The sequence below is a fragment of the Streptomyces sp. NPDC091377 genome (assembly GCF_044757045.1).
Lineage (GTDB): Bacteria > Actinomycetota > Actinomycetes > Streptomycetales > Streptomycetaceae > Streptomyces.
On the sequence record NZ_JBIVUE010000003.1, the window covers coordinates 171,639 to 191,189 of the forward strand.

The 19,551-nt window shown below is 72.1% G+C and carries 17 protein-coding genes; 11 read left to right on the plus strand and 6 right to left on the minus strand.

From position 1 onward, the window contains the following. Window positions 1–47: 47 nt before the first annotated feature. The gene (locus tag ACIQNG_RS08495) at window positions 48–1,130 is read right to left on the minus strand and encodes an NAD(P)-dependent alcohol dehydrogenase (RefSeq protein WP_401483326.1); all 1,083 of its coding nucleotides are present in this window, start codon (window positions 1,128–1,130) and stop codon (window positions 48–50) included. Window positions 1,131–1,203: 73 nt separating this feature from the next. Here ACIQNG_RS08495 and ACIQNG_RS08500 point away from each other — a divergent pair, with 73 nt between their 5' ends. From ACIQNG_RS08500 to ACIQNG_RS08530, 7 genes are all read left to right on the plus strand, one after another. Continuing rightward, window positions 1,204–2,652, plus strand: a complete 1,449-nt coding sequence (locus ACIQNG_RS08500; protein WP_401483328.1) for an aldehyde dehydrogenase family protein — start codon at window positions 1,204–1,206, stop codon at window positions 2,650–2,652. A 532-nt stretch (window positions 2,653–3,184) separates the two neighbouring features. After that, window positions 3,185–4,564 carry an amidohydrolase family protein gene (locus ACIQNG_RS08505; protein WP_401483330.1) on the plus strand — a complete coding sequence of 460 codons (1,380 nt, stop codon included), beginning with the start codon at window positions 3,185–3,187 and terminating at the stop codon, window positions 4,562–4,564. A gap of 415 nt (window positions 4,565–4,979) precedes the next feature. After that, the gene (locus tag ACIQNG_RS08510) at window positions 4,980–6,068 is read left to right on the plus strand and encodes a BMP family ABC transporter substrate-binding protein (protein WP_401483332.1); all 1,089 of its coding nucleotides are present in this window, start codon (window positions 4,980–4,982) and stop codon (window positions 6,066–6,068) included. 35 nt (window positions 6,069–6,103) lie between these two features. Further along, window positions 6,104–7,660: an ABC transporter ATP-binding protein gene (locus tag ACIQNG_RS08515; protein ID WP_401424345.1), complete on the plus strand. Its 1,557-nt coding sequence runs from the start codon at window positions 6,104–6,106 to the stop codon at window positions 7,658–7,660. After that, window positions 7,657–8,835, plus strand: a complete 1,179-nt coding sequence (locus ACIQNG_RS08520; RefSeq protein ID WP_401483335.1) for an ABC transporter permease — start codon at window positions 7,657–7,659, stop codon at window positions 8,833–8,835. Before ACIQNG_RS08515 ends, ACIQNG_RS08520 begins: the two co-directional genes overlap by 4 nt. After that, window positions 8,832–9,746, plus strand: coding sequence for an ABC transporter permease (locus ACIQNG_RS08525; RefSeq protein WP_401424343.1), 915 nt, complete (start codon window positions 8,832–8,834; stop codon window positions 9,744–9,746). The genes ACIQNG_RS08520 and ACIQNG_RS08525 overlap by 4 nt, the downstream gene beginning before the upstream one ends. 20 nt (window positions 9,747–9,766) lie before the next feature. Beyond that, the gene (locus ACIQNG_RS08530; protein ID WP_401483337.1) at window positions 9,767–10,150 is read left to right on the plus strand and encodes a nuclear transport factor 2 family protein; all 384 of its coding nucleotides are present in this window, start codon (window positions 9,767–9,769) and stop codon (window positions 10,148–10,150) included. A gap of 125 nt (window positions 10,151–10,275) precedes the next feature. Here the strand turns inward: ACIQNG_RS08530 and ACIQNG_RS08535 are convergent, their stop codons facing one another. From ACIQNG_RS08535 to ACIQNG_RS08550, 4 genes are all read right to left on the minus strand, one after another. Then, complete coding sequence (locus ACIQNG_RS08535) at window positions 10,276–10,743, minus strand: VOC family protein (RefSeq protein ID WP_401424341.1); 468 nt, start codon at window positions 10,741–10,743, stop codon at window positions 10,276–10,278. 239 nt (window positions 10,744–10,982) lie between these two features. Then, window positions 10,983–12,386: an amidohydrolase family protein gene (locus ACIQNG_RS08540; protein WP_401483340.1), complete on the minus strand. Its 1,404-nt coding sequence runs from the start codon at window positions 12,384–12,386 to the stop codon at window positions 10,983–10,985. Continuing rightward, complete coding sequence (locus tag ACIQNG_RS08545; RefSeq protein WP_401483342.1) at window positions 12,383–13,516, minus strand: methyltransferase; 1,134 nt, start codon at window positions 13,514–13,516, stop codon at window positions 12,383–12,385. Before ACIQNG_RS08545 ends, ACIQNG_RS08540 begins: the two co-directional genes overlap by 4 nt. Next, window positions 13,513–14,565, minus strand: coding sequence for a zinc-binding dehydrogenase (locus ACIQNG_RS08550; RefSeq protein ID WP_401483344.1), 1,053 nt, complete (start codon window positions 14,563–14,565; stop codon window positions 13,513–13,515). Before ACIQNG_RS08550 ends, ACIQNG_RS08545 begins: the two co-directional genes overlap by 4 nt. Window positions 14,566–14,983: 418 nt before the next feature. Here ACIQNG_RS08550 and ACIQNG_RS08555 point away from each other — a divergent pair, with 418 nt between their 5' ends. From ACIQNG_RS08555 to ACIQNG_RS08570, 4 genes are read left to right on the plus strand one after another with little or no spacing between them, the layout of a single operon-like run. Next, complete coding sequence (locus ACIQNG_RS08555; protein WP_401483346.1) at window positions 14,984–15,970, plus strand: fumarylacetoacetate hydrolase family protein; 987 nt, start codon at window positions 14,984–14,986, stop codon at window positions 15,968–15,970. A 43-nt stretch (window positions 15,971–16,013) separates the two neighbouring features. Next, window positions 16,014–17,177, plus strand: a complete 1,164-nt coding sequence (locus ACIQNG_RS08560) for an amidohydrolase family protein (protein ID WP_401424336.1) — start codon at window positions 16,014–16,016, stop codon at window positions 17,175–17,177. A gap of 27 nt (window positions 17,178–17,204) precedes the next feature. Next, window positions 17,205–18,029 (plus strand): HpcH/HpaI aldolase/citrate lyase family protein, encoded by an 825-nt coding sequence (locus ACIQNG_RS08565; protein ID WP_401483348.1) that lies wholly within the window; start codon window positions 17,205–17,207, stop codon window positions 18,027–18,029. Next, window positions 18,026–18,382, plus strand: a complete 357-nt coding sequence (locus ACIQNG_RS08570) for a cupin domain-containing protein (RefSeq protein WP_401424334.1) — start codon at window positions 18,026–18,028, stop codon at window positions 18,380–18,382. The genes ACIQNG_RS08565 and ACIQNG_RS08570 overlap by 4 nt, the downstream gene beginning before the upstream one ends. A gap of 246 nt (window positions 18,383–18,628) precedes the next feature. Here the strand turns inward: ACIQNG_RS08570 and ACIQNG_RS08575 are convergent, their stop codons facing one another. Beyond that, window positions 18,629–19,414, minus strand: coding sequence for an IclR family transcriptional regulator (locus tag ACIQNG_RS08575; RefSeq protein ID WP_401424333.1), 786 nt, complete (start codon window positions 19,412–19,414; stop codon window positions 18,629–18,631). Window positions 19,415–19,551 lie beyond the last annotated feature (137 nt).

Sequence of the window (19,551 nt, forward strand, 5' to 3'; positions counted from 1 at the left end):
GGCGACGCCGTACGACGCCATGCACGCCGTCCGCGGCTCCGCGCGGCTCAGAAGGTCAGTACGGCCTTGCCGACCGAGCCGGACCGGACCGCGGCGACGGCCTCGTTGATCTGCTCGAACGGGAAGTAGGTGATCATCTTCTCGACCGGGAACCGGCCCTCGGCGTTGAGTTCGAGCAGATACGGCAGGAACACCTGGGGGAGGCTGGACCCGGCGACGATGCCGGTGACCGTGCGCCCGTTGAGGATGCTGCGCCACTCGAAACTCATCGATTCACTGGGTCCCACCCCGATGACACCGGCGCGGCCGAGCGGCCCGAGCGCCTCCACCGCGGTGCGCAGCACGTCTGCGCGCCCGGTCGTGTCGATCACGAAGTCGAACCCCTCGGGGACCAGGGCGGCCAGTTGCCCGGCGGTCTCCCCGGCCGAGGGGTCGACGCAGTGGGTGGCTCCGAAACCGCGGGCCGCGTCGAGCTTGGCCGGGTTCACGTCGACGGCCGCGACGACCTTGCAGCCGCTCAGCGAGGCGGCGATGACGGAGGCCGTGCCGACCGCCCCCGCCCCGAAGACGGCGATCGAGGAGCCGGGGCGCGGCTGGAGCACATTGAGCACCCCGCCCGCTCCGGTCTGGAAGCCGCAGCCGAAGGGCCCGGCCCGCAGCAGATCCCACGCGGGGTCGATCCTGACGACCGCCCGCTCCGGCGCGACGACATGGTCGGCGAACGACGACTGGCCGAGGAAGTGGGCGTTGACGTCCCGCCCGCCGTGGGTCACCGCGGTGGTGCCGTCGGGGCGGCGGCCGGAGAAGTTGACCGCGTCGAAGCCGCGGCAGTAGGCGGGGGAGCCCGTGCGGCACAGGGAGCAGGTGCCGCAGGAGGTGAAGGACAGGGCGACATGGTCGCCGGGGCGTACGGAGGTGACGTGCGCGCCGACCTTCTCCACCACGCCCGCCCCTTCGTGCCCGAGCAGCGCGGGCGTCGGGAAGAAGCCGGCGAACTCCAGGTCGGTCCCGCAGACGCCGACGGCGGCGACGCGGACGAGCACCTCGTCCGGACGGGGGTCGTCCAGGTCCACCTCGGTCAGGACGAACGGCTGTCCGGCCTGTTCCAGCAGAGCGGCGGTGGCGCGCACAGGGCCTCCTCGGTGCCTCACAAAGCGAGACTGCATATTGACATGCGTGACAGGGTCGGTCAATGTTCCCCCCATGGCGGCTGTTGACTTCCCTCCCTCCCGGCACTTCATCGACGGCGCGTGGGTCGCGGCCCGTGACCGCGGCACGCTGGACGTCCTCGACCCGGCCACCCGGCAGGTCATCACCGAGGTGGCCCGGGCGGACGGCGCCGATGTGGACGACGCGGTCGCCGCAGCGCGCCGCGCCTTCCCCGACTGGGCGGCCACCGATCCGAGCGAGCGCGGGGCGCTGCTCCGACGCTGGGCGGACCTGATCATCGCCGAGGCCGAGGCGCTGGCGGCCGTCGAGGCACGGGACGTGGGCAAGCCGCTGTCGGGGGGCCGTACGAACATCTACATCGCCCACGGCATCATCGAGTACTTCGCCGGCGCGGCCGACAAGCTCACCGGTGTCACCCTGCCGACCCGTAGCCCCGACTACCTGGGCTACACGGTTCCCGAGCCGTACGGCGTCTGCGCGGTCGTCATTCCGTGGAACGTCCCGGCCGTGCTCACCGCGGCGAACGTCGCGCCGGCGCTGGCCGCGGGCAACACGGTCGTCCTCAAGCCGTCCGAGATCGCGCCGCTCGCCCCGTTCGCGCTCGCCGAACTCGCCCGTCGCGCGGGCTTCCCGCCGGGGGTCGTCAATGTGGTGGCGGGGCTCGGCCCCGAGGCGGGCGTCGCCCTCACCTCGCATCCGGACGTCGACCACATCAGCTTCGTCGGCTCCACCGCCACGGGCCGCGCCATCATGGCGGCGGCGGCGCGGAACCTCGTCCCGGTGAAGCTGGAACTCGGCGGGAAATCACCGAACGTGCTCTTCGCCGACGCCGACCTCGATATCGCGATCCCCGCGATCGTCACCTCCATCACCGAGAACGCGGGGCAGAACTGCTACGCCGGTTCGCGGCTGCTCGTGGAAGCCTCCGTGCACGACGAGGTGGTGGAGCGGGTCGCCGCCGCGATGGCCGCGGTCAGGACCGGGCCCTGGGACGCCGACCTGGACATGGGACCGCTGGTCAGTGCCGCGCAGTTCGACCGTGTCGGCGGCTTCCTGGAGGACGCGCCGCGTGACGGCGCCCGACTGGTCACCGGTGGCACGGCCGCCGACGATGGATGGTTCGTACGGCCCACCGTGTTCGACCGGGTGGACGCGGACATGCGCCTCGCCCGCGAGGAGGTCTTCGGGCCGGTTCTCGCCGTGCAGTCGTTCCGCGGCACGGCCGAGGCGACCGAGCAGATGAACGCCACGGACTTCGGCCTGTTGGCCTGCGTCTGGACCAACGACATCTCCCGGGCGCTGCGCCTGGCGAAGGACGTCCGCTCCGGTCAGGTCGCCGTCAACCAGTTCCACGACGCCGGAGTGATCGGCTTCCCGTTCAACATGCAGAAGGACAGCGGCTTCAGCCGGGGCGGCGGGTACGCGGCCCTGCGCGAGTACACCCAGGAGAAGGGTGTGGCCATCCGGCTGCTGGACCGCTGAGAGCGGACACGCCGGCGGGTCTCCGGCGCCTCGCGCTTCCGGCAACCGCGCTTCCGGCACCCTGCACTCCGGCACCCCGCACTCCGGCAACCGCGCTTCCGGCCCCCCGCGCTCCGGCCCCCCGCGCCTCCAGAGCCCATGAGTCGGGCCTCCGGCGTCCCTGGGTCGAGCCGCCCGGCGGTGCCTCGCCCCGTACGGCCTCCACCTGTTCTGTCAGCCCCGTCACCCCTGTCAACAGGCGAAACACCGATGCCGCGAAGACGTGGTGCAGGAGCGTTGACAGCACCCGACGGCAGGGGCAGAGTACCTCACAATACGTTCCACCGCCTCGCAATGCGAGACGGGTGAGGGTGAGGAGGCTGCGCGGTGCGTGTCATGGTGCAGACCGATCGGGGCGGGCCCGAGGCCGAGTTCCCGCACGATGTCCCGGAACCGAAGTCCAGTCCCCGCATCATCGGCGGCACCACCCCCCACGGGAAGTGCCCGTCCCCGCGACGGCCCGCGACACCCTCGGAAAGGTGGTGAACCAGCCATGACCGATCTGCTGATCGTCGGCGGCGATGTCGTCACGATGGACCCCGCCCGACGCGTCCTCACCGGTACGACCGTCGCCGTGTCGGGCGACAGCATCGCCGCGCTCGGCACGGCCCAGGACCTGCGTGCCCGTTTCCCGGGGGCACGGGAGCTGGACGCGTCGGGCTGTGTCGTCATCCCGGGCCTGATCGACGCCCACCAGCACACCACCGTGGACCCCCTGGTGCGCAGTGTGATCCCGGACCACATCGGCGGACAGGAGTCGATCTTCGACTGGATCGTCCCGCTGCACGCCCACGCCGACGGTGACGACGACGAACTGGCCGCGACCATCACGGCCGTCGAGTGTCTGTCCCGGGGCATCACCACCGTGCTGGAGCCGGGCACGGTGGCCTACCCCGAACGGGTCGCCGAAGGACTCGGCGCCGCGGGTGTCCGCGCCCGGGTCGGCGGCTGGGGCTGGGACGCCAAGGACGTCCCGTTCGGCGCGCCCGCGCACGAGGTGCTCGCCCGGCAGGAGGACATCGTCCGGTCCCTGCCCACCACCGGGCCGGTCACCGGGTGGGTGACGCTCGTCGGCCACGACCTCGCCGGCGACGAACTCCTCACCGGGGCCGCGCACCTGGCCGAACGCCTGGACACCGGACTGACCTGGCACATCTCGCCGGGACCTGCCGACGTCGAGGCGTACGCCCTGCGCTGCGCGCGTCGACCGGTGGTCCACTTCCGTGAGTTGGGGGTGCTCGGTCCGCGCCTGCTGCTGGGGCACGCCGTATGGCTCGACGACGCGGAGGTCGACGCGATCCTGGAGACCGGTACCGCGGTCGCCGCCTGCCCGGGGGCCTACCTGCGTCTCGGTCAGGGGTACACCCGGGCCTCGCGCCACGCCGAACTGGTGCGGCGGGGCGGCCGGGTGGCGTTGGGCTGCGACGCGCACAACGCCGGCGACGCCCCGGACCTCCTCCTGGCCGCCTACCTCTTCGCCGGTCTGGAACGCGACCGTGATCTGCCCGAACCGATCCGCGCCGAGCAGGCGTTCGCGCTCGCGACGGTCGACGGCGCCGAGGCGATCGGGCTCGGCGACCGGATCGGCTCCCTGGAGGTGGGCAAGGCGGCCGACCTCGTCGTGCTCGACACCCGCGACCCCGCCTGGACGCCCCGCGGCGATCTGGCCCGCCAGCTCGTATGGGGCCATGTCTCGCGTACCGTCCGCGACGTACTGGTCGACGGCCGTGTGGTCGTCCGCGACCGGCGGCCGACCGGCGTCGATCTGGAGGCCGTCGCCGAGGCCGCCGCCGACCGCTCCGCCGCTCTCCTGCGGCGCGCCGGCATCACGCCCCGCCCGACCTGGCCCATGGAGCGGGTGGCCGACCGGTGAGGGGGACACACCGGTGGACGCCGTCGACGTACCGGGACCTTCACCACGGCGCAGACGGGCCCGGTCGCCCCCGCGACCACCACGGTCATCGCGACCTCCCCGACCTCCCCGACCGTCGCGACCGCTGCCCTCGCAGCCGATCGCGCTGACCGTCACCCTCGTCCCGCCCCTCGCCCCGACCCACGGCCCGACCCCGCGCCGCACCACCCCGTACCCCGCCGACCGCCACCACAGGGCGGTCCCGCGGAGAGCACCGGCGGCACCACCGGCGACCCCGGTCACGTCACCTCCCCACCACCGGCGCGCTCCCCGTGCCCCGCTCACCCCATGCGTCGGACCCACCGACCGAACCACCACCCCCCGCCGCCACGACCGCCTCCCGGGGCGGTGCCACCCAGCGAATGGAAGCACGCACATGACCTCTCACAGCATGCTCTGGCGTCGTGGGGCCGCGGTCGGCCTCGCCCTCGCGGGAGCCCTCGCGCTGTCCGGCTGCGCCAGCAACGAGGCGACGGCGCCCAAGACCACCCCCGAGGCGAGCGGCGGCAGCGACTCCGGCGCGGGACAGCCCGACGTCAACGGCGACGGAAAGGTCGTCATCGGGGTCCTCAGCCCCGGCGACATCAACGACCACGGCTACTACCAGAGCTTCGTCGACTCGGCGGACGCCTTCGCGAAGGAGCAGGGCTGGACGGTCATCAAGCGCGGCAGCGTACCGCCGAGCGACGCGCTCACCGCGGCCCGCGCGCTGTGCCAGCAGCAGGTCGACATGGTCGCGATCGGCGCCAGTGAACTCAAGACCGCCATACCCGCCTCGGAGGAGCCGGTCTGCGGCAAGTCCGCCTGGTACGTGCCGATGCAGGGCAACATCGACCAGACCCCGAAGATCCTGCTGTCCACCGACGACCCCAACCAGTCCATGCTCGTCGCCGGTTACGCCGCGGGCCTGAAGATGAAGGCGGCCGGTGACACCAAGGCCGGGTTCATCACCGGTATGAAGGCCGACTTCAGCGTCGCCGCCTCCACGGCCTTCCTGGCCGGGATCCGCGAGGTGGTGCCGAAGGCCACCCTGACGACCACCTACACCGGTGACTTCAACGACTCGGCGAAGGCCAAGGAGGCCACCCAGGCCCAGATCAGCCAGGGCGCCAAGGTCATCTACCCCTACCTCGGCGGCGCCACCGACGCCTCGGCGAAGCTCGCGAACGCCAGCGGCGCGCTCACCCTCACCCCCGGCACCGACCGCTGCGCCTCCACCAGCCCGAAGTTCGACATCTCCGTCCTGTTCAGCCCGGGTGACTACTTCCGTGCCGCGCTGGAGGAGTTCGCCAAGGACAACCTGAAGATGGGCACGACCCGCGTGTGGCACCTGGGCGTCGACCCCTACCCCACGGTCAAGATCTGCGACGCCCAGGGTGACGAGGCCGCGCAGCTCGCGGAGTTCATCAAGAAGATCGGCAGCAAGGAGATCGACCCGGCGGCCGAGGTCGAGCGCCTCGGCTGACGCGCCCGCGCCCCCCTCCACGAGGAAGATCAGCGATGACATCGACGACCTCAGCGGTTCCGATCCTCGAACTGCGTGGCATCACGAAGTCCTACGGATCCGTCATGGCCTGCGACGCCGTGGACCTCCGGGTCGACGCGGGCGAGATCCATGGGCTCCTGGGCGAGAACGGGGCGGGCAAGTCCAGCCTCATGAAGGTCCTGCTCGGACTGGTCCGACGCGACGCCGGCACCGCCCTGGTGCGCGGCGAGGAGGTCGCGCTGGACAGCCCGCAGGAAGCCGCCGAACTGGGTATCGGCATGGTGCATCAGCACTTCAGCCTCATCAACGGGCTCACCGTGTGGGAGAACGTGGCGCTCGGCGACACCGGCAAGGTGAACAAGCAGGCCGTCTGCGCCGGTATCGCCGAGGTCTGCGCCCGGTACGCGCTGCCCATCGACCCCGAGGCGCGCGTCGACACGCTCTCGGCCGGTGAGCGCCAGCGGGTCGAGGTGGTCAAGTGCCTGCGGCGCGACCCGCAGATCCTGATCCTGGACGAACCCACGTCGGTGCTGACCCAGGCCGAGTCGCAGGAACTGTTCGCCGTGCTCGGCCGGGTGGTGCAGGAGGAGGGCCGCGCCGTCATCCTCATCAGCCACAAACTCGCCGAGATCGCCCAGGCGACGGACCGGGTGACCGTCCTGCGCAAGGGCCGTGTCGCCTTCCGCGCCGTCACGGCCGAGACCACACCGCAACTGCTCGCCCGGAAGATGGTGGGCCGTGAGGTGTCGCTGGGCGAGGAAGCCGCGGCCCTCGGCCTGCTCCCCGTACAGTCCGCGCACACCGACGACGGCGGGGCACAGGACCGGCGCCGGCCCGTCCTGCGCCTGGCCGGACTCACCGTCGTACAAGGCGGCGTCACCACGCTCCATGACCTCGATCTGACCGTGGGCGCGGGCGAGATCGTCGCCCTCTACGGCGTCGAGGGCAACGGCCAGGCGACCCTCGGCGATGTCCTCGCCGGGCTGGTCGCACCGGCCGACGGCACCATCGAGGTCGACGGGGACCGGGTCGACGTGACCCGGCCCGGCGCGCTGTCGAAGGCGGGGCTCGGCATCGTGCCCGAGGACCGGCACCACAGCGGTGTCGTCCTCGACATGAGCGTCGCCGAGAACCTCACGATGAAGTCGCTGGACGAGGTCAGCGGCCGGTTCCTGCTGCGGCGCCGCGCCATGCTCGCCCGGGCCCGTCGCCTCGCGGACGAGTTCAACATCGTCACCCCGTCCCTGGACGCGCCGGTGCGCAGCCTTTCCGGCGGCAACCAGCAGCGGGTGGTCCTCGCCCGGGAACTCTCCGGCCGCACCCGCGTCCTGGTGGCCGCGCAGCCCACCCACGGGCTGGACGTCGGCGCCATCGAGGACATGTACGCCCGGCTGCGCGGGGCGGCGGCCGAAGGCGTCGGCGTGCTGCTCATCTCCACCGAACTTGAGGAAGTCATGGCCCTTGCATCCTGGATCGCAGTGATCTCCTCGGGGCGGATCACCGGAGCACTTCCCGTCTCCGAGGCGACCCCTGAGCGGCTCGGCATGCTGGTGGGCGGTGAGGCCGCATGAGTCGCCCCACGTCGAGGGAGGCGGACGACCTCGGCCGGCGCTTCCTGATGCGGCTGCGGCCGGGGCGCGACGGCTGGCTGACCGCGGGCTTCACCGTCGTCCTCGTCGCCGTCGCCCTGGGCGCGTCGGCGCTGCTGCTCACCCTCACCGGAGCCTCGCCGGGCGCCTCGCTCTCCGCGATCTGGACGGGGAGCCTGGCCAACACCACCGGATGGACGACGACGCTGCTCAACGCGGCGCCGCTGCTGCTGGTGGCGGTCGGCGCGACCCTCTGCGCGTCCGCCGGCACCTTCAACATCGGACAGGAGGGGCAGGTCCTCATCGGCGGCCTGTTCGGCGCGTGGGTGGGGCTGCGGCTGGCGCTGCCCGGCCCGATGCTGGTGGTCGTGGTGATGGTGGCCGCGGCCGTCGGCGGTGGCCTCTGGGCCGCGCTCAGCGCGCTGATGCACCGCTTCCGCGGCGTCAACGTCGTCGTGAGCACCCTGCTGATGACCTTCCTCGCCCTCCAGCTGGTCACCTTCGCGGTCAGCACCCCGTGGCTCCAGGAGAGCGCGCAGGGCTCCTCGGGCATCGCCGACGCCCAGTCCAACCCCCTGCCCGCCAACGCCCTGCTCGGCGGCCTCGGACAGTACCCGGCGCTCCAGGTGAACGCGGGGCTGTTCCTCGCGCTCCTCGCGGCCGTCGGCGTCGCGCTCGTCCTGAGCCGCAGCCGCTGGGGCTTCCGCGTGCGCATGGTCGGACTGAATCCGCTGACGGCCCAGCACACCGGTGTCCGGGTGGCCGCCCTCGGCGGTCTCACCCTGGCACTGTCGGGGGCCTTCGCGGGGCTGGCGGGAGGGCTGCTGCTGGCCAGCCCGGTCAGCCCCAACCGGCTCCAGGCGGGACTGTCCGACAATGTCGGCTGGGACGGCCTGCTCGTCGCGCTCGTCGCACGCAACCAACCCCTCGTGGCGATCCCGGTGGCCTTCGCGTTCGCCGCGCTGCGCGCGGGCGGCGACTTCCTCTCGGCCACCGGGGTGCCCTACTACCTCGTCGACATCGTCAAGGCGTTGCTCGTCCTCGCGTTCGTGGCGCCGCCCCTTCTCGTCGGCCGCTTCCGCGGACGGCGCGGTGCCGCACCGTCGACGCCGTCCGCCCCGCCCGTTGTCACGACCCAGCTGAAGGCGGCAGTGTGAGCGTTCTGGACAACACCACGACCATCCTGGCGAGCGGTGTCCGGTTGACCGTGCCGCTCGCGTTCGCCGCCTGCGGTGAGTACCTGGCCCAGCGCGCCGGAGCGATGAACATCTCCGTCGAGGCGATGATGCTCGGCGCCGCGTTCACCTCGATCGCCACCGCCGGCGCGACCGGCAGCGCCACCGCCGGCCTGGTGGCCGGTGTCGTGACCGGCCTCGTCATCGGCTTCGCGCACGGCAACCTCTCCCACCGGGCGCGGATCAACACCTTCGTCGTCGGCCTCGTGCTCAACGCCCTGGTCCTCGGGCTCACGAGCTACCTGATCACCACCCGGCAGTTCACCGGACACCAGGTCGGGGTGCTGTCGATCCCGCTGCTGAGGGACCTCCCGCTGATCGGCCCGGCGCTGTTCTCCGGACGCTGGCCCGCCTACCTCCTGATCCTGCTGGTACCGCTCACCTGGTGGCTGGTGGAGCGCAGCCGCTGGGGCCTGGAGCTACGGGCGGTGGGGGAGAACCCGCAGGCCGCCGACGTCACCGGTATCAAGGTCGACGTACGACGCCGTCAGGCCCTGCTGTGGTGCGGCGCGCTGGCCGGACTGGGCGGCGCCTACCTCGCGGTCGGCGAGGTCGGATCGTTCAACCAGAACATGACCGCGGGACGCGGCTACATCGTCATCGCCGCGGTGATCTTCGGGGCGTGGCGGCTCGGCCGTACCCTGGTCGGCTGTCTGGTGTTCGGCCTCTCCGACGCGATGCGCCTGGCGCTCCCCGCGCTCGGAGTCACCCTCAACGCCCAACTGCTCGTCGCGGCGCCGTACCTGCTGGCACTCCTCGCCATGCTGCTGTTCGCCACCCAGCACCGGGAACCCGCCGCGCTGGGCCGGCCCTTCCAACGCGGCTCGACCTGATCACCACGAGGAGGTCCAGCGTGAACGAGACCCGTGCCGCGGTCGAGGCGTACCTGGCGGCGCTGAACGCGCACGACGCCGACGCCGTGGCGGCCTGTGTGGCCGAGGACTTCGTCAATGAACACACCTCCGCGACGGGACACAGCCGAAGGGGCCGCGCCGAGTACCGCGCGGCCCTGCCCGCGTTCCTCCAGGACTTCGCGGACCTGCGGTACGTGCCCGAGCGGGTCCTTGTGGACGGCGACTCGGCCGCGGTGCCGTACGTCATGACGTTCCGGATGCGCTCGGCGGGCGACCGCCCCGTACGGATCCGGGGGGTCTTCGTGTTCACCGTCGCGGACGGGCTCGTCACCCGCCGCACGGACTACTGGGACAGCGGCGAGGTACGGCGCCAACTGGCCTGAGGTCAACCCGCCGGCCTGAGGGCGATGTCCCGGGGTCGACCGGTCTGACGCCGAGTGCCCGGCGCCACTGCGGCGGCCGGGCACTCTCGTCTGCCTGCTGGTCTGCCTGCTTGCCTGCCGGTGGTTCAGCCCCACAGCTCCTGGATGGTCGAGAACACCTTCTGGTTGTGCGAGAACTCGATGGTGTTGCCGTCGGGGTCGTTGACGGCGCAGATGTACCCGATGTGGGCGGCCATGTCCATCGGCTCCCACCGCAGGTTGCCCATCTCGCGTGCCTTGGCCGCGACGGCGTCGACGTCCTCGCGGTGGGGCAGTTCGATGCCGATGTGCGCGAACGGTGCCAGCGTCGGGATCTTCTTGCCCGGCTCGATGCCGAAGCGGGCCCCCACCTCGGGGATGAACTCGGCCAGGACGAGGACGAACGCCGAGTCGACCTGGCCCTTGTTCGACAGCCAGGCGCCGCGTCCGTTGCTGTCCTCGTTCTTGGTGACCAGCACCAACGGGGTGATGTGCTCGTAGAACGCGATCGATCGGTCCAGGTCGCTGACCGGGATGGCGACATGGGTCCAGCGGGGTTCGGTCAGTTCTGCCATGGTTCGGCTCTCCTCGTGCGTCGGATCTGCGTCGGATCTGTGTTGGATCCGCGTCGGATCTGTGTTGGATTCTGGGTCGGATTTCTGGGTCGGTTCTCTGCGTCGGCTTTCGTCGCCGGTTTTCGTCGTCGGTATGTGTCGTCGGTCTGCTTAGTGGTCCGCTTCGTGGTCTTCATCGTCGGTTCGGCCGGCGGTCCTGAGCGCTCCGGTCGGCCCGGCCGTCACGCGCGGCGGGGCGGTCAGACGGTGGGCCACTTGGCGCGGTCGGGCAGCCCGGAGCGGGCCACGATGCCCTCGCCGGCCGTCTGGGCGCGGCGCAGCAGGTCGTCCTCGTCGATGGTCGTGCAACGGTAGTTGTCCACGACGCGCCGCCCGTCGACGAACACGGTGTGCACCCCCCGTCCGTCGGCCGACCAGACGAGCTGGTTGGCCACGTTGTGCAGGGGCCGCCACTCCGGCCGGTGGGTGTCGTGCAGGACCAGGTCGGCCTTCTTGCCCGTCTCGATCGAGCCGATCTCGTGCTCGGCCTGGAGGCCGCGGGCGCCGCCCCGGGTCGCCATCGCGAAGGCGTCCTCGGCCGGGAAGACCGTGGCATCGCGCCGGGCGTCCTTGAACAGTCCGGCGACCAGGTACGTCGCGCGCATCAGGTCGTGGTAGTTCGAGGCGTTGTTGCCGTCGGTGCCGATGGCCACGTTGACGCCCGCGGCCACCATCTCGGGGAACTTGCCGATCTGGGTCACCCCGTAGGACACCTTGAGCGCGGTGGTGGGGCAGTGCGACACGCTCGTGCCGGTGCGGGCGAGCAGGGCCACCTCCTCGTCGTCGACATGGACGGCGTGGGTCAGGATCACGTTCCGGCCCAGCACACCGAGCTTGTCGAGGTGCACCATGGGCCGTTGCCCGTGGGTCGCGAGGAAGCCCTCGGGGTCCATCGCGGCCGGTGACATGTGGAAGCTGAACCCGGTGCCGTACTCGACCGACAGCGCCTTCGCGGCCCGCCACAGCTCGTCGCTGCAACAGGTGTGGCCGATGATGATCGGCCAGGCCCGGACCCGGCCGTCGGCGACGGAGGCGTATCGCTCCATCGTGTCGCGCAGGCGCGCGATCGCCTGGGCGGTGGACATGCGCAGCACGGCCGGCTCCGGTACGAGGTCCCACGCCCACGGTCCGACACGGGCGCGGATGCCGATCTCGGTGAGGGCCTCCACGACCGGGTCGATGAACCGGATCGTCCCCGCCTCCAGGAAGGTGGTCGTCCCGCTCTTGAGCATCTCCAGTGCCGCGAGCTGGGCGGAGATGTGCTCGTCCTCCTCGGTGTAGTGGGTGTGGATCGGAGTGAGCCACTCGAAGACGTTCTCCAGGAACGGGGTGTCGTCCGGGACGAAGCCACGGGTGAGCGGCTCGCCGGTGATGTGCACATGTGTGTTGATCAGCCCCGGGGTGACGACGAACCGCCGGCCGTCGATGACGGTGTCGCTGTGCCATCGGGCGGTGACGTCGGCGGTCTTGCCGACGGCCACGATCAGGTCGTCCCGGATGGCGACGGCGCCGTCGCTGATCACCCGGCGGGAGTCGTCCACCGTCACGACGAGGGTGTTCACGATCAGGGTGTCGGCGGGTGCCGTGGAGTTCGCGGGGTTCACGAGAGGGCCTCCGGAGTACGGGAACGGATGAGGCGGACGTGCTGGCGCGGCACCGGCTCGAACGAGCCGACCACCTCGGCTCCGGCGGCCTCGGCCCACGCGCGCAGTTCCGCGGCCGTGACCCCGAGCCCCGCGGTCGAGGCCAGCATCGTCAGTGACAGGAGCAGTTCGTGGCGGGCGGCGCGGCACAGGGCGCCGCGGTCCTCGTCCTCCGCGCGGCCGTCGTCCTCGCGGGCGCTCACGTCGTGGCGCCGGGCGGGGGGCGGGTCGGGGGGCGGGTCGGGGCGCCAGTAGTCGGCCACCACGACGACCCCGCGCGCACCGGCCAGCTCGATCGCGCGGGTGAGCAACCGCCGGGCCCGGTCGGCCGGTTCGGCCCGCAGCACATGGGCCAGGACGACGACATCGGCCGAGGCCACCGGGAGAACGGCGTCAAGATAGTCCCCGGCGACCGGGACCACCCGGTCACCCAGACCGGCGTCCCCGGCCGCCCGTTCGGCGAGGGGCAGCACATCCGGCCGGTCGACGGCGATCACTGTGCCGTCCGGCCGGGCGTGCAACAGCGCGGTGGCCCAGGCCCCCGAGCCGCAGCCGAGGTCGACGACGGTCGGCTGCTTCGGCCACCATCCGCGGCGCTCCAACTCGGCGGCGACAGCGGTCGCCACGCCCGCCTGGGTCGGGCCGGTCGCGCCCACCAGCGCCGGGTACAGCGCGTTCAGGTCCGCCGTCACGGACGGTTCGGGGCCGCCGGTGCGGACGGTGTCGGCGAGGCCGGGCCAGGCGGCTGGCGGCCCCGGCGAGTACCGTACGAGCGCGGCCATCGAGGCGGGCGCCGTCGACACGAGGTAGCGCTCGGCCACGGGCGTGAGCCGGAAGCGGTCCCCGACGGCGTCGAGCAGGTCGAGCGCCACGAGGGTCTCGGCCAGCACCGTCACCGGGCCCGGCCCGGCGGCACCGACCGCCGCCGCCAGTTGCCCGGCGTCCAGCCCGGCCCCGCAACCGGCCTCCTCCGCCAGGGCGTCGAACAGCCCCAGGTCGAGCGCGGCCGAGAGCGCCCAGTAGGACGTGAAGCCGTTGATCACGTCCCACACCGGCGCCGGGCCGACCGGGGTGGCGCTCGCCGTGTTCACGGGCGCAGCACGATCTTGCCCGTGGCCTGCCGCGACTCCATCCGCTCCTGTGCCGCCGCGGCCTCGGCCAGCGGGAACTCGCTGTCGATGGGGGTGCGGAACGGTGAGGCCCAGTAGGCGTCCAGCATCGTGGCGAACTCCCGACGGTCGTACGGGTCCGAGCCGAGCAGTTGCAGGCCGAAATGGTAGGCGTACACCAGGTCGAACTCGGCCCGGTTGCCCGTCGTGTTGCCGAGGAACACCAGCCGGCCGCGCGGCGCGAGGCTGTGGATGCCGGTGTTCCAGGTGGCGGGGCCGACATGATCGAGCACGAGGTCGACGCCGCGCCCGCCGGTGACCTCGCGTACGGTCTTCACGACGTCGCCGGTGGTGGAGTTGACGACGATGTCGGCGCCCAGGGCGCGGGCGTACTCGGTCTTCGCGTCCGAGCCGACCGTGGTGATCACCCGGGCACCGGCGGCCTTGGCGAGCTGGATCAGCGCGGTGCTGACGCCGCTGCCGGCCGCGTGGATCAGCGCCGTCTCGCCGAGGCGGACCTTGCCGATCTCGATGAGCGCGTGCCAGGCGGTCATCCACACCGTCGGCACGACGGCCGCGTCGACCAGGTCGACATGGTCCGGCACAGGGTGCACATTGGCGGCCGGGACGACGACGTACTCGGCGTAGCCGCCGGCCCGGGTGGCGCCGATGACACCCGCGTTCGGGCATCCGCCGTCGGCTCCGGCGGCGCAGTTCTCACAGCGGTCGCACGGCACGGCCGGATTCACGACGACGCGGGTGCCCTCGGCGAGGGCGGTCGCGCTGCCCGCCCGCCGGTCGTCCGTCGGGCCGACCGCGGCGATCGTGCCCGCGATGTCCATACCGCCCACGTGGGGCAGTGTGAAGCCGGGGATCAGCGCGGGTCCGCGGCGTTGGAGCACGTCGAGGTGGTTGAGGCCGCAGGCCGCGACACGGACGAGTACCTCGTGCGGTCCTGGTTCGGGTAGGGGGACGTCGGCGACCTGGAGCACGTCCGGACCGCCGTGGGTTCGATGGATGACAACCTTCATTGCGTGAGACCTCCGCTGGCTGTGTGCTTCGGTTGCCGGCCAGCTCGTCGCATGCCTGGTCGGCATGCAACGGTCTCCGTGGAGCGCCGTGAGCGTGCTCCCTCCGATCGATTTGTTGCCCATCGACCGGATCGGCCCGAACGTATTCGCGGCCCTCGACGGTTGTCAATGTCCTGTTCCGAACGTCTTCGGACGAGGTCACCGGGCGGGATCCGCCCCTGTGGGGCCGCCGGTCGCGGCCCTGACCCCCGCCTGCCGGCAAGGCCCGCCGCACCGTGCGGTGTTGGCTCGGAGACGCCCCGTCCACCGCGGGTGAAGGCGGGGTCCCCGTGGCCCGGCGGCCCGGGATTCCGTGCGTCCACATCCCACATTGCGTATCGCTTGACATGATGCTGTCTCGCATTGAAAGATGCTCGCCATGCACGTAGTGACGACGCAATCCGGCCTCGGCCGGATCGAGGACGGCGCTGCCGCTCTGCTGGACACTGCTTTTCCCGACATCGCCGCGGTCCTCGAACAAGAGGGCTCACTGCACCGTCTGGCGTCCTGCGCGGTGCGCCGGCGCATCCCGCTCGACGAGGCCGTGCTCATGGCCCCGCTGGGCCGCCCCCGCGCGGTGTGGGGCGTCGGGCTCAACTACCGCTCCAAGGCGGCCCGCACCGGCCGGGCCCTGCCCGACCAGCCGATCCTGTACCTGGCCGCCGCCTCCGGCGTGGTGGCCCCCGGCACGCGGGTGGTGATCCCGCGGAGCGTGAACGAACCCGACTACGAGGGCGAGATCGCCGTCGTGCTCGGACGCCGGCTGTACCAGGCGACCGAGGCGGAGGTCTGGCCGGCGATCGCCGCTGTCACCGCCGCCGACGACATGACAGCCCGTGATGTCATGCGCGCCACGGGCATCCCCGCCCTCGCCAAGAGCTACCCGGGCTTCACTCCGCTCGGCCCCTCGCTCCGCACCCCCGACGACCTCGCCGACCGTGACGCGATCCGCGTACGGACCCGGGTCAACGGCACCCTCCGGCAGGACGACACGAGCGCCGGGATGATCTTCCCGATCCCCGATCTGCTCAGCAGGCTGTCGTGGTTCGCCGCGCTCGAACCCGGTGATGTCGTCCTCACCGGCACCCCGGCCGGCACCGGCCAGGACCGCGCGTGCTTCCTCGCCGACGGCGACGAGGTACGGGTCGAGGTGGACGGCGTACTGCCCCTCGTCACCCGCGTCGAGCGCCCTCTGGCCACCCGTGTCGAGCCGCCCCTGGCCCCCCGCGACGGGCGTCCCCACCGCACCCCCGTCGAGCGCCCCCTCGCCACCCCCGTAGAGCGTCCCCACCCCACCCCTGTGGCACGTCCCCTCGCCGCCCCCGTCGTGCGGCCCGCGGGCACCCCACCGCGCACCACCGGCTGACCGGACCGGTCAGTCGACCGCCCCTCACCCTGGAGCCACACCGATGTCCCTCTCCTCTGTGCCGTCCTACGACCTCGTCCTGGCCGGCGGCACCGTCATCGACCCGGCATCGGCCACCCACGCCCGGCTCGACGTGGCGGTCACCGGTGACCGCATCGCAGCGATCGGCGAGGGGCTGGCGGCACACGCGGCCCGCACGATCGACGTCACCGGCTCCACCGTGCTGCCGGGCCTCGTCGAGGGCCACACCCACATCTTCGAGTACGTCTCCGCCGTCGGCGCCCCCGCCGAGGAGGCCCATCTGCGCCGCGGGGTGGTCGCCGCCGCGGACGCCGGCACCGCCGGCGCCTCCACCTTCCCGGCCTTCCGCAAGCTGGTGGTCGAGGCCAACCCGCTGCGCATCGTCAACTTCCTCAACGTCTCGGTGCTCGGCCTGATCGACTTCAGGTTCGGTGAACTGCTGAACCCCGACACCCTGGTCCCCGAGGACGCGCTCGCGACCGCCGAGGCCCACCCCGACATCGTGCGCGGCTTCAAGATCCGGCTCTCCGAGGACGTCGTCGGCGAGAACTGGGAGTCGTTGCTGAAGAAGTCCGTGTCACTGGCCGAACAGGCCGGTCTGCCGCTGATGCTGCACATCGGCGAGACCGCCGAACCGCTGCCCGTCGTCCTGGACCATCTGCGCCCCGGCGACATAGTGGCGCACTGCTACACCGGCAAGCCGCACGGCATCCTCGACGGCGACCGGGTACAGCCCGCCGTGACCGCCGCCCGCGAACGCGGGGTGCTGTTCGACTCCGCCCACGGCAGGAGCAACCTCAGCTTCGAGGTGGCCCGCCGGGCGATCGCCGACGGCTTCCTGCCCGATGTCCTCAGCTCCGACACCAGCGCCCGCAACTGGCGCGGCCCGGTCTTCGACCTGCTCACCAGCGTCTCCAAGCTGGTCGCGCTCGGCGCGCCGCTGGAGGAGTGCGTACGGCGGGCCACCGTCGTCCCCGCGCGCCTGCTCGGCCTCGACGCCGAAGGCTACGGACGTCTGGAGGTCGGCGGGCGGGCCGATGTCACCGTGGTCACCGAGACCGACGAGGTCACCCTCCCCGACGCCGCGGGCAACACCCTCCTGGCGCCCCGTCTGGAGCCGACCGTGGTGCTGCACGGGGGCGCCGAGGTCGACATCGTGCCGTGGCGGGGTCTGCGCTCGGCCTGACCCACCCGGCACGGAGAGAGGGAGCCGATGACCCCACCCACCGAGGATCCGACGAACCCGCGCGGGGCCCCGATGGCCGCCGCTGACGTCCCCATCCCCCCGCTGCGCCGCCGCCTCCGTACGGCCCTCAAGGCCGGGGAACCCGCCGTCGGCACGTTCGTCAAGCTGGCCTCGCCCGACGTGGTGGAACTGGCCGCGGCGGCCGGGTTCGGGTTCGTGGTGGTCGACCTCGAACACTCCACCCTCACCGAGCGGGACGCCGTCGACCTGGTGCGCCACGCGGACGTCTGCGGCCTGCCCGCCCTGGTCCGGGTGCCCGAGGTGGACGCCGCCTGCGTCAACCGGCTCCTGGAGGCCGGGGCGGCCGGGATCCAGCTCTCCATGCTGACCCGCCTCGCCCAGGCCGAGGCGCTCGTGGCGGCCACCCGGTTCGCCCCGGCCGGCCGCCGGTCGGTGAGCCTCGCCAACCGGGCCGCCCGGTTCGGCGCGGCTCCGCTGGCCGGGTTCCTGCGCGCCGAGGAGAACGATCCCCCGGTGCTGGTGGGCCAGATCGAGACGGCACGGACCGACCCTCTGCCGGAACTGGTCGCCGCCCTCGACGTGTGCTTCCTCGGCAGCACCGACCTCGCGGTCGACCTGGGCCTGCCCGCCGACCCGGCGGTGCTGCGCGCGGCGGTGGACCGGGTGAGGGACGCCGCCCGCGGCGCGGGGGTGGCGTTCGGCGGCTGGGCGCCGACCCGGGCCGCGGCGAAGGACCTGGGCCTCGGTGACGCCGGCTACCTGGTGGTCGGCTCGGACCTGCAGATGCTGTCGGCGGGCCTGCGGGCCGCCGCCGGAGAGGGAGATCAGTGAGCACACGCAACGCAGCCCTGTTCCACACCGTCGTCAACTGGGCCGACCTGCCGGTGACCCAGGTACGGGCGGGTGTCCGTCGCCGCGTGTACGCGACGGACGAGGTGATGATCTGCCACCACGAACTCGACGTCGGCATGACGCTCAACCCGCACCGGCACGAGGACTTCGACCAACTCGTCCACATCGCCGAGGGGCGGGCGAACTACTACGTGGACGGTGTCGCGCACGACATGCGCGCCGGGTCTTTCCTGCTGGTGCCACGCGGCAGCGAGCACTATGTGGAGCCGGTCGAGGCCCCGTGCGTGAACATCGACTTCTTCGTCCCGCCGCGCGCCGACCTGCTGCCCTGATCCCCCGAGGGAAGCCGAAAGGCCCACCGCCGCTGCGGTGGGCCTCGCCGTCCGTTCCCCTCATGCGCGACTCGGGCGCAGTCTTCCTGCCGTCGTGCGCCGCTCGGCCGCCGTCGTCCCTGCCGTCGTACGCGGCTCAGCCGTCGCCGTCCCTGCAGTGGTGTGCGACTCGGCCGCCGCCATCCCTGCCGTCGTACGAGGCTCAGCCGCCGGTCGTACGAGGTTCAGCCGCCGGTCGTACGCCGCTCAGCCGCCGTCGGAGTTCCCCAGCCGCTGCGACAACGCGCGCGCCGTCTCCAGCAGCGCCTGTGCCATCGGTGACGTGACATCGTCCGGCACCGTCGCCGTCGTGCCGACGATGGCGAGGGTCCCGCTGATCTTGTCCCCCTCGAAGATCGGCGCCGCGATGGTGCGGACCCCGTTGACCGTGGGGGAGTTGACCGACAGCCCGTGCTCCCGGATGGCCTCCAGTTCCTCGGTCAGCTCGGCCGACCTGCGCACCGAGCGCGGCAGCGTCGGTACCTGCTCCGGCGGCAGCAGCGCGAGGAAGACGCGTCCCTGCGCCGAGGAGGTGAGGTTGAGCCGGGAGCCGACCCGGACGCTGATGCGGACCATGTGGTCGGTGTTGTCCACCGACCGCACCACGGTCGCCGACTCGCCGTCCCAGACCGACAGGACGATCGTCTCGTCGATACGCCGGACCAGTTCCTCCATGTAGGGCTCGGCGGCGGCGACGATCGGCAGTCCGGCCCGTGCCGCCGAGGCGAGTGTGAGCACCTGGGGGCCGAGGGAGTACAGCGAGGTGCGCTCGTCGTAGCGCAGCAGGTTCGCCGCCCGCAGGGCCTTGGTGTACCGGTGCGCGGTGGCCTTGCTCGCCCCGAGACGCGCGGTGATCTCGTTGAGGCTCATGTGCGGCTTGCCGACCGTGAAGGAGCCGAGGATCAGCGCGGCCCGCTGCACCGTCTGGATGGTCGGGGCGGTCCTCTCCGGGCCGTCCTGCTCGCCGGTGCCGCGCTGCGCCTTCGTGGGCATGGACGTATCGCTCCCAACCGTATGTGGCCAGTCATAAGACATTAAATGAAACGCCGTATCGAATAGAGTAGTGACAAGGGGGAGTGTAACGGCGGGTGCAGGGGCCCGAGGCCCCTTCACCACGGGGCGCTCGGGCC

Coding starts and splice junctions, on each gene's coding strand:
- ACIQNG_RS08560 (WP_401424336.1), top strand. CDS start 16,014: ATGTCCCTCTCCTCTGTGCCGTCCTACGACCTCGTCCTGGCCGGCGGC.
- ACIQNG_RS08505 (WP_401483330.1), top strand. CDS start 3,185: ATGACCGATCTGCTGATCGTCGGCGGCGATGTCGTCACGATGGACCCC.
- ACIQNG_RS08500 (WP_401483328.1), top strand. CDS start 1,204: ATGGCGGCTGTTGACTTCCCTCCCTCCCGGCACTTCATCGACGGCGCG.
- ACIQNG_RS08575 (WP_401424333.1), bottom strand. CDS start 19,414: ATGCCCACGAAGGCGCAGCGCGGCACCGGCGAGCAGGACGGCCCGGAG.
- ACIQNG_RS08550 (WP_401483344.1), bottom strand. CDS start 14,565: ATGAAGGTTGTCATCCATCGAACCCACGGCGGTCCGGACGTGCTCCAG.
- ACIQNG_RS08565 (WP_401483348.1), top strand. CDS start 17,205: ATGACCCCACCCACCGAGGATCCGACGAACCCGCGCGGGGCCCCGATG.
- ACIQNG_RS08515 (WP_401424345.1), top strand. CDS start 6,104: ATGACATCGACGACCTCAGCGGTTCCGATCCTCGAACTGCGTGGCATC.
- ACIQNG_RS08510 (WP_401483332.1), top strand. CDS start 4,980: ATGACCTCTCACAGCATGCTCTGGCGTCGTGGGGCCGCGGTCGGCCTC.
- ACIQNG_RS08535 (WP_401424341.1), bottom strand. CDS start 10,743: ATGGCAGAACTGACCGAACCCCGCTGGACCCATGTCGCCATCCCGGTC.
- ACIQNG_RS08555 (WP_401483346.1), top strand. CDS start 14,984: ATGCACGTAGTGACGACGCAATCCGGCCTCGGCCGGATCGAGGACGGC.
- ACIQNG_RS08520 (WP_401483335.1), top strand. CDS start 7,657: ATGAGTCGCCCCACGTCGAGGGAGGCGGACGACCTCGGCCGGCGCTTC.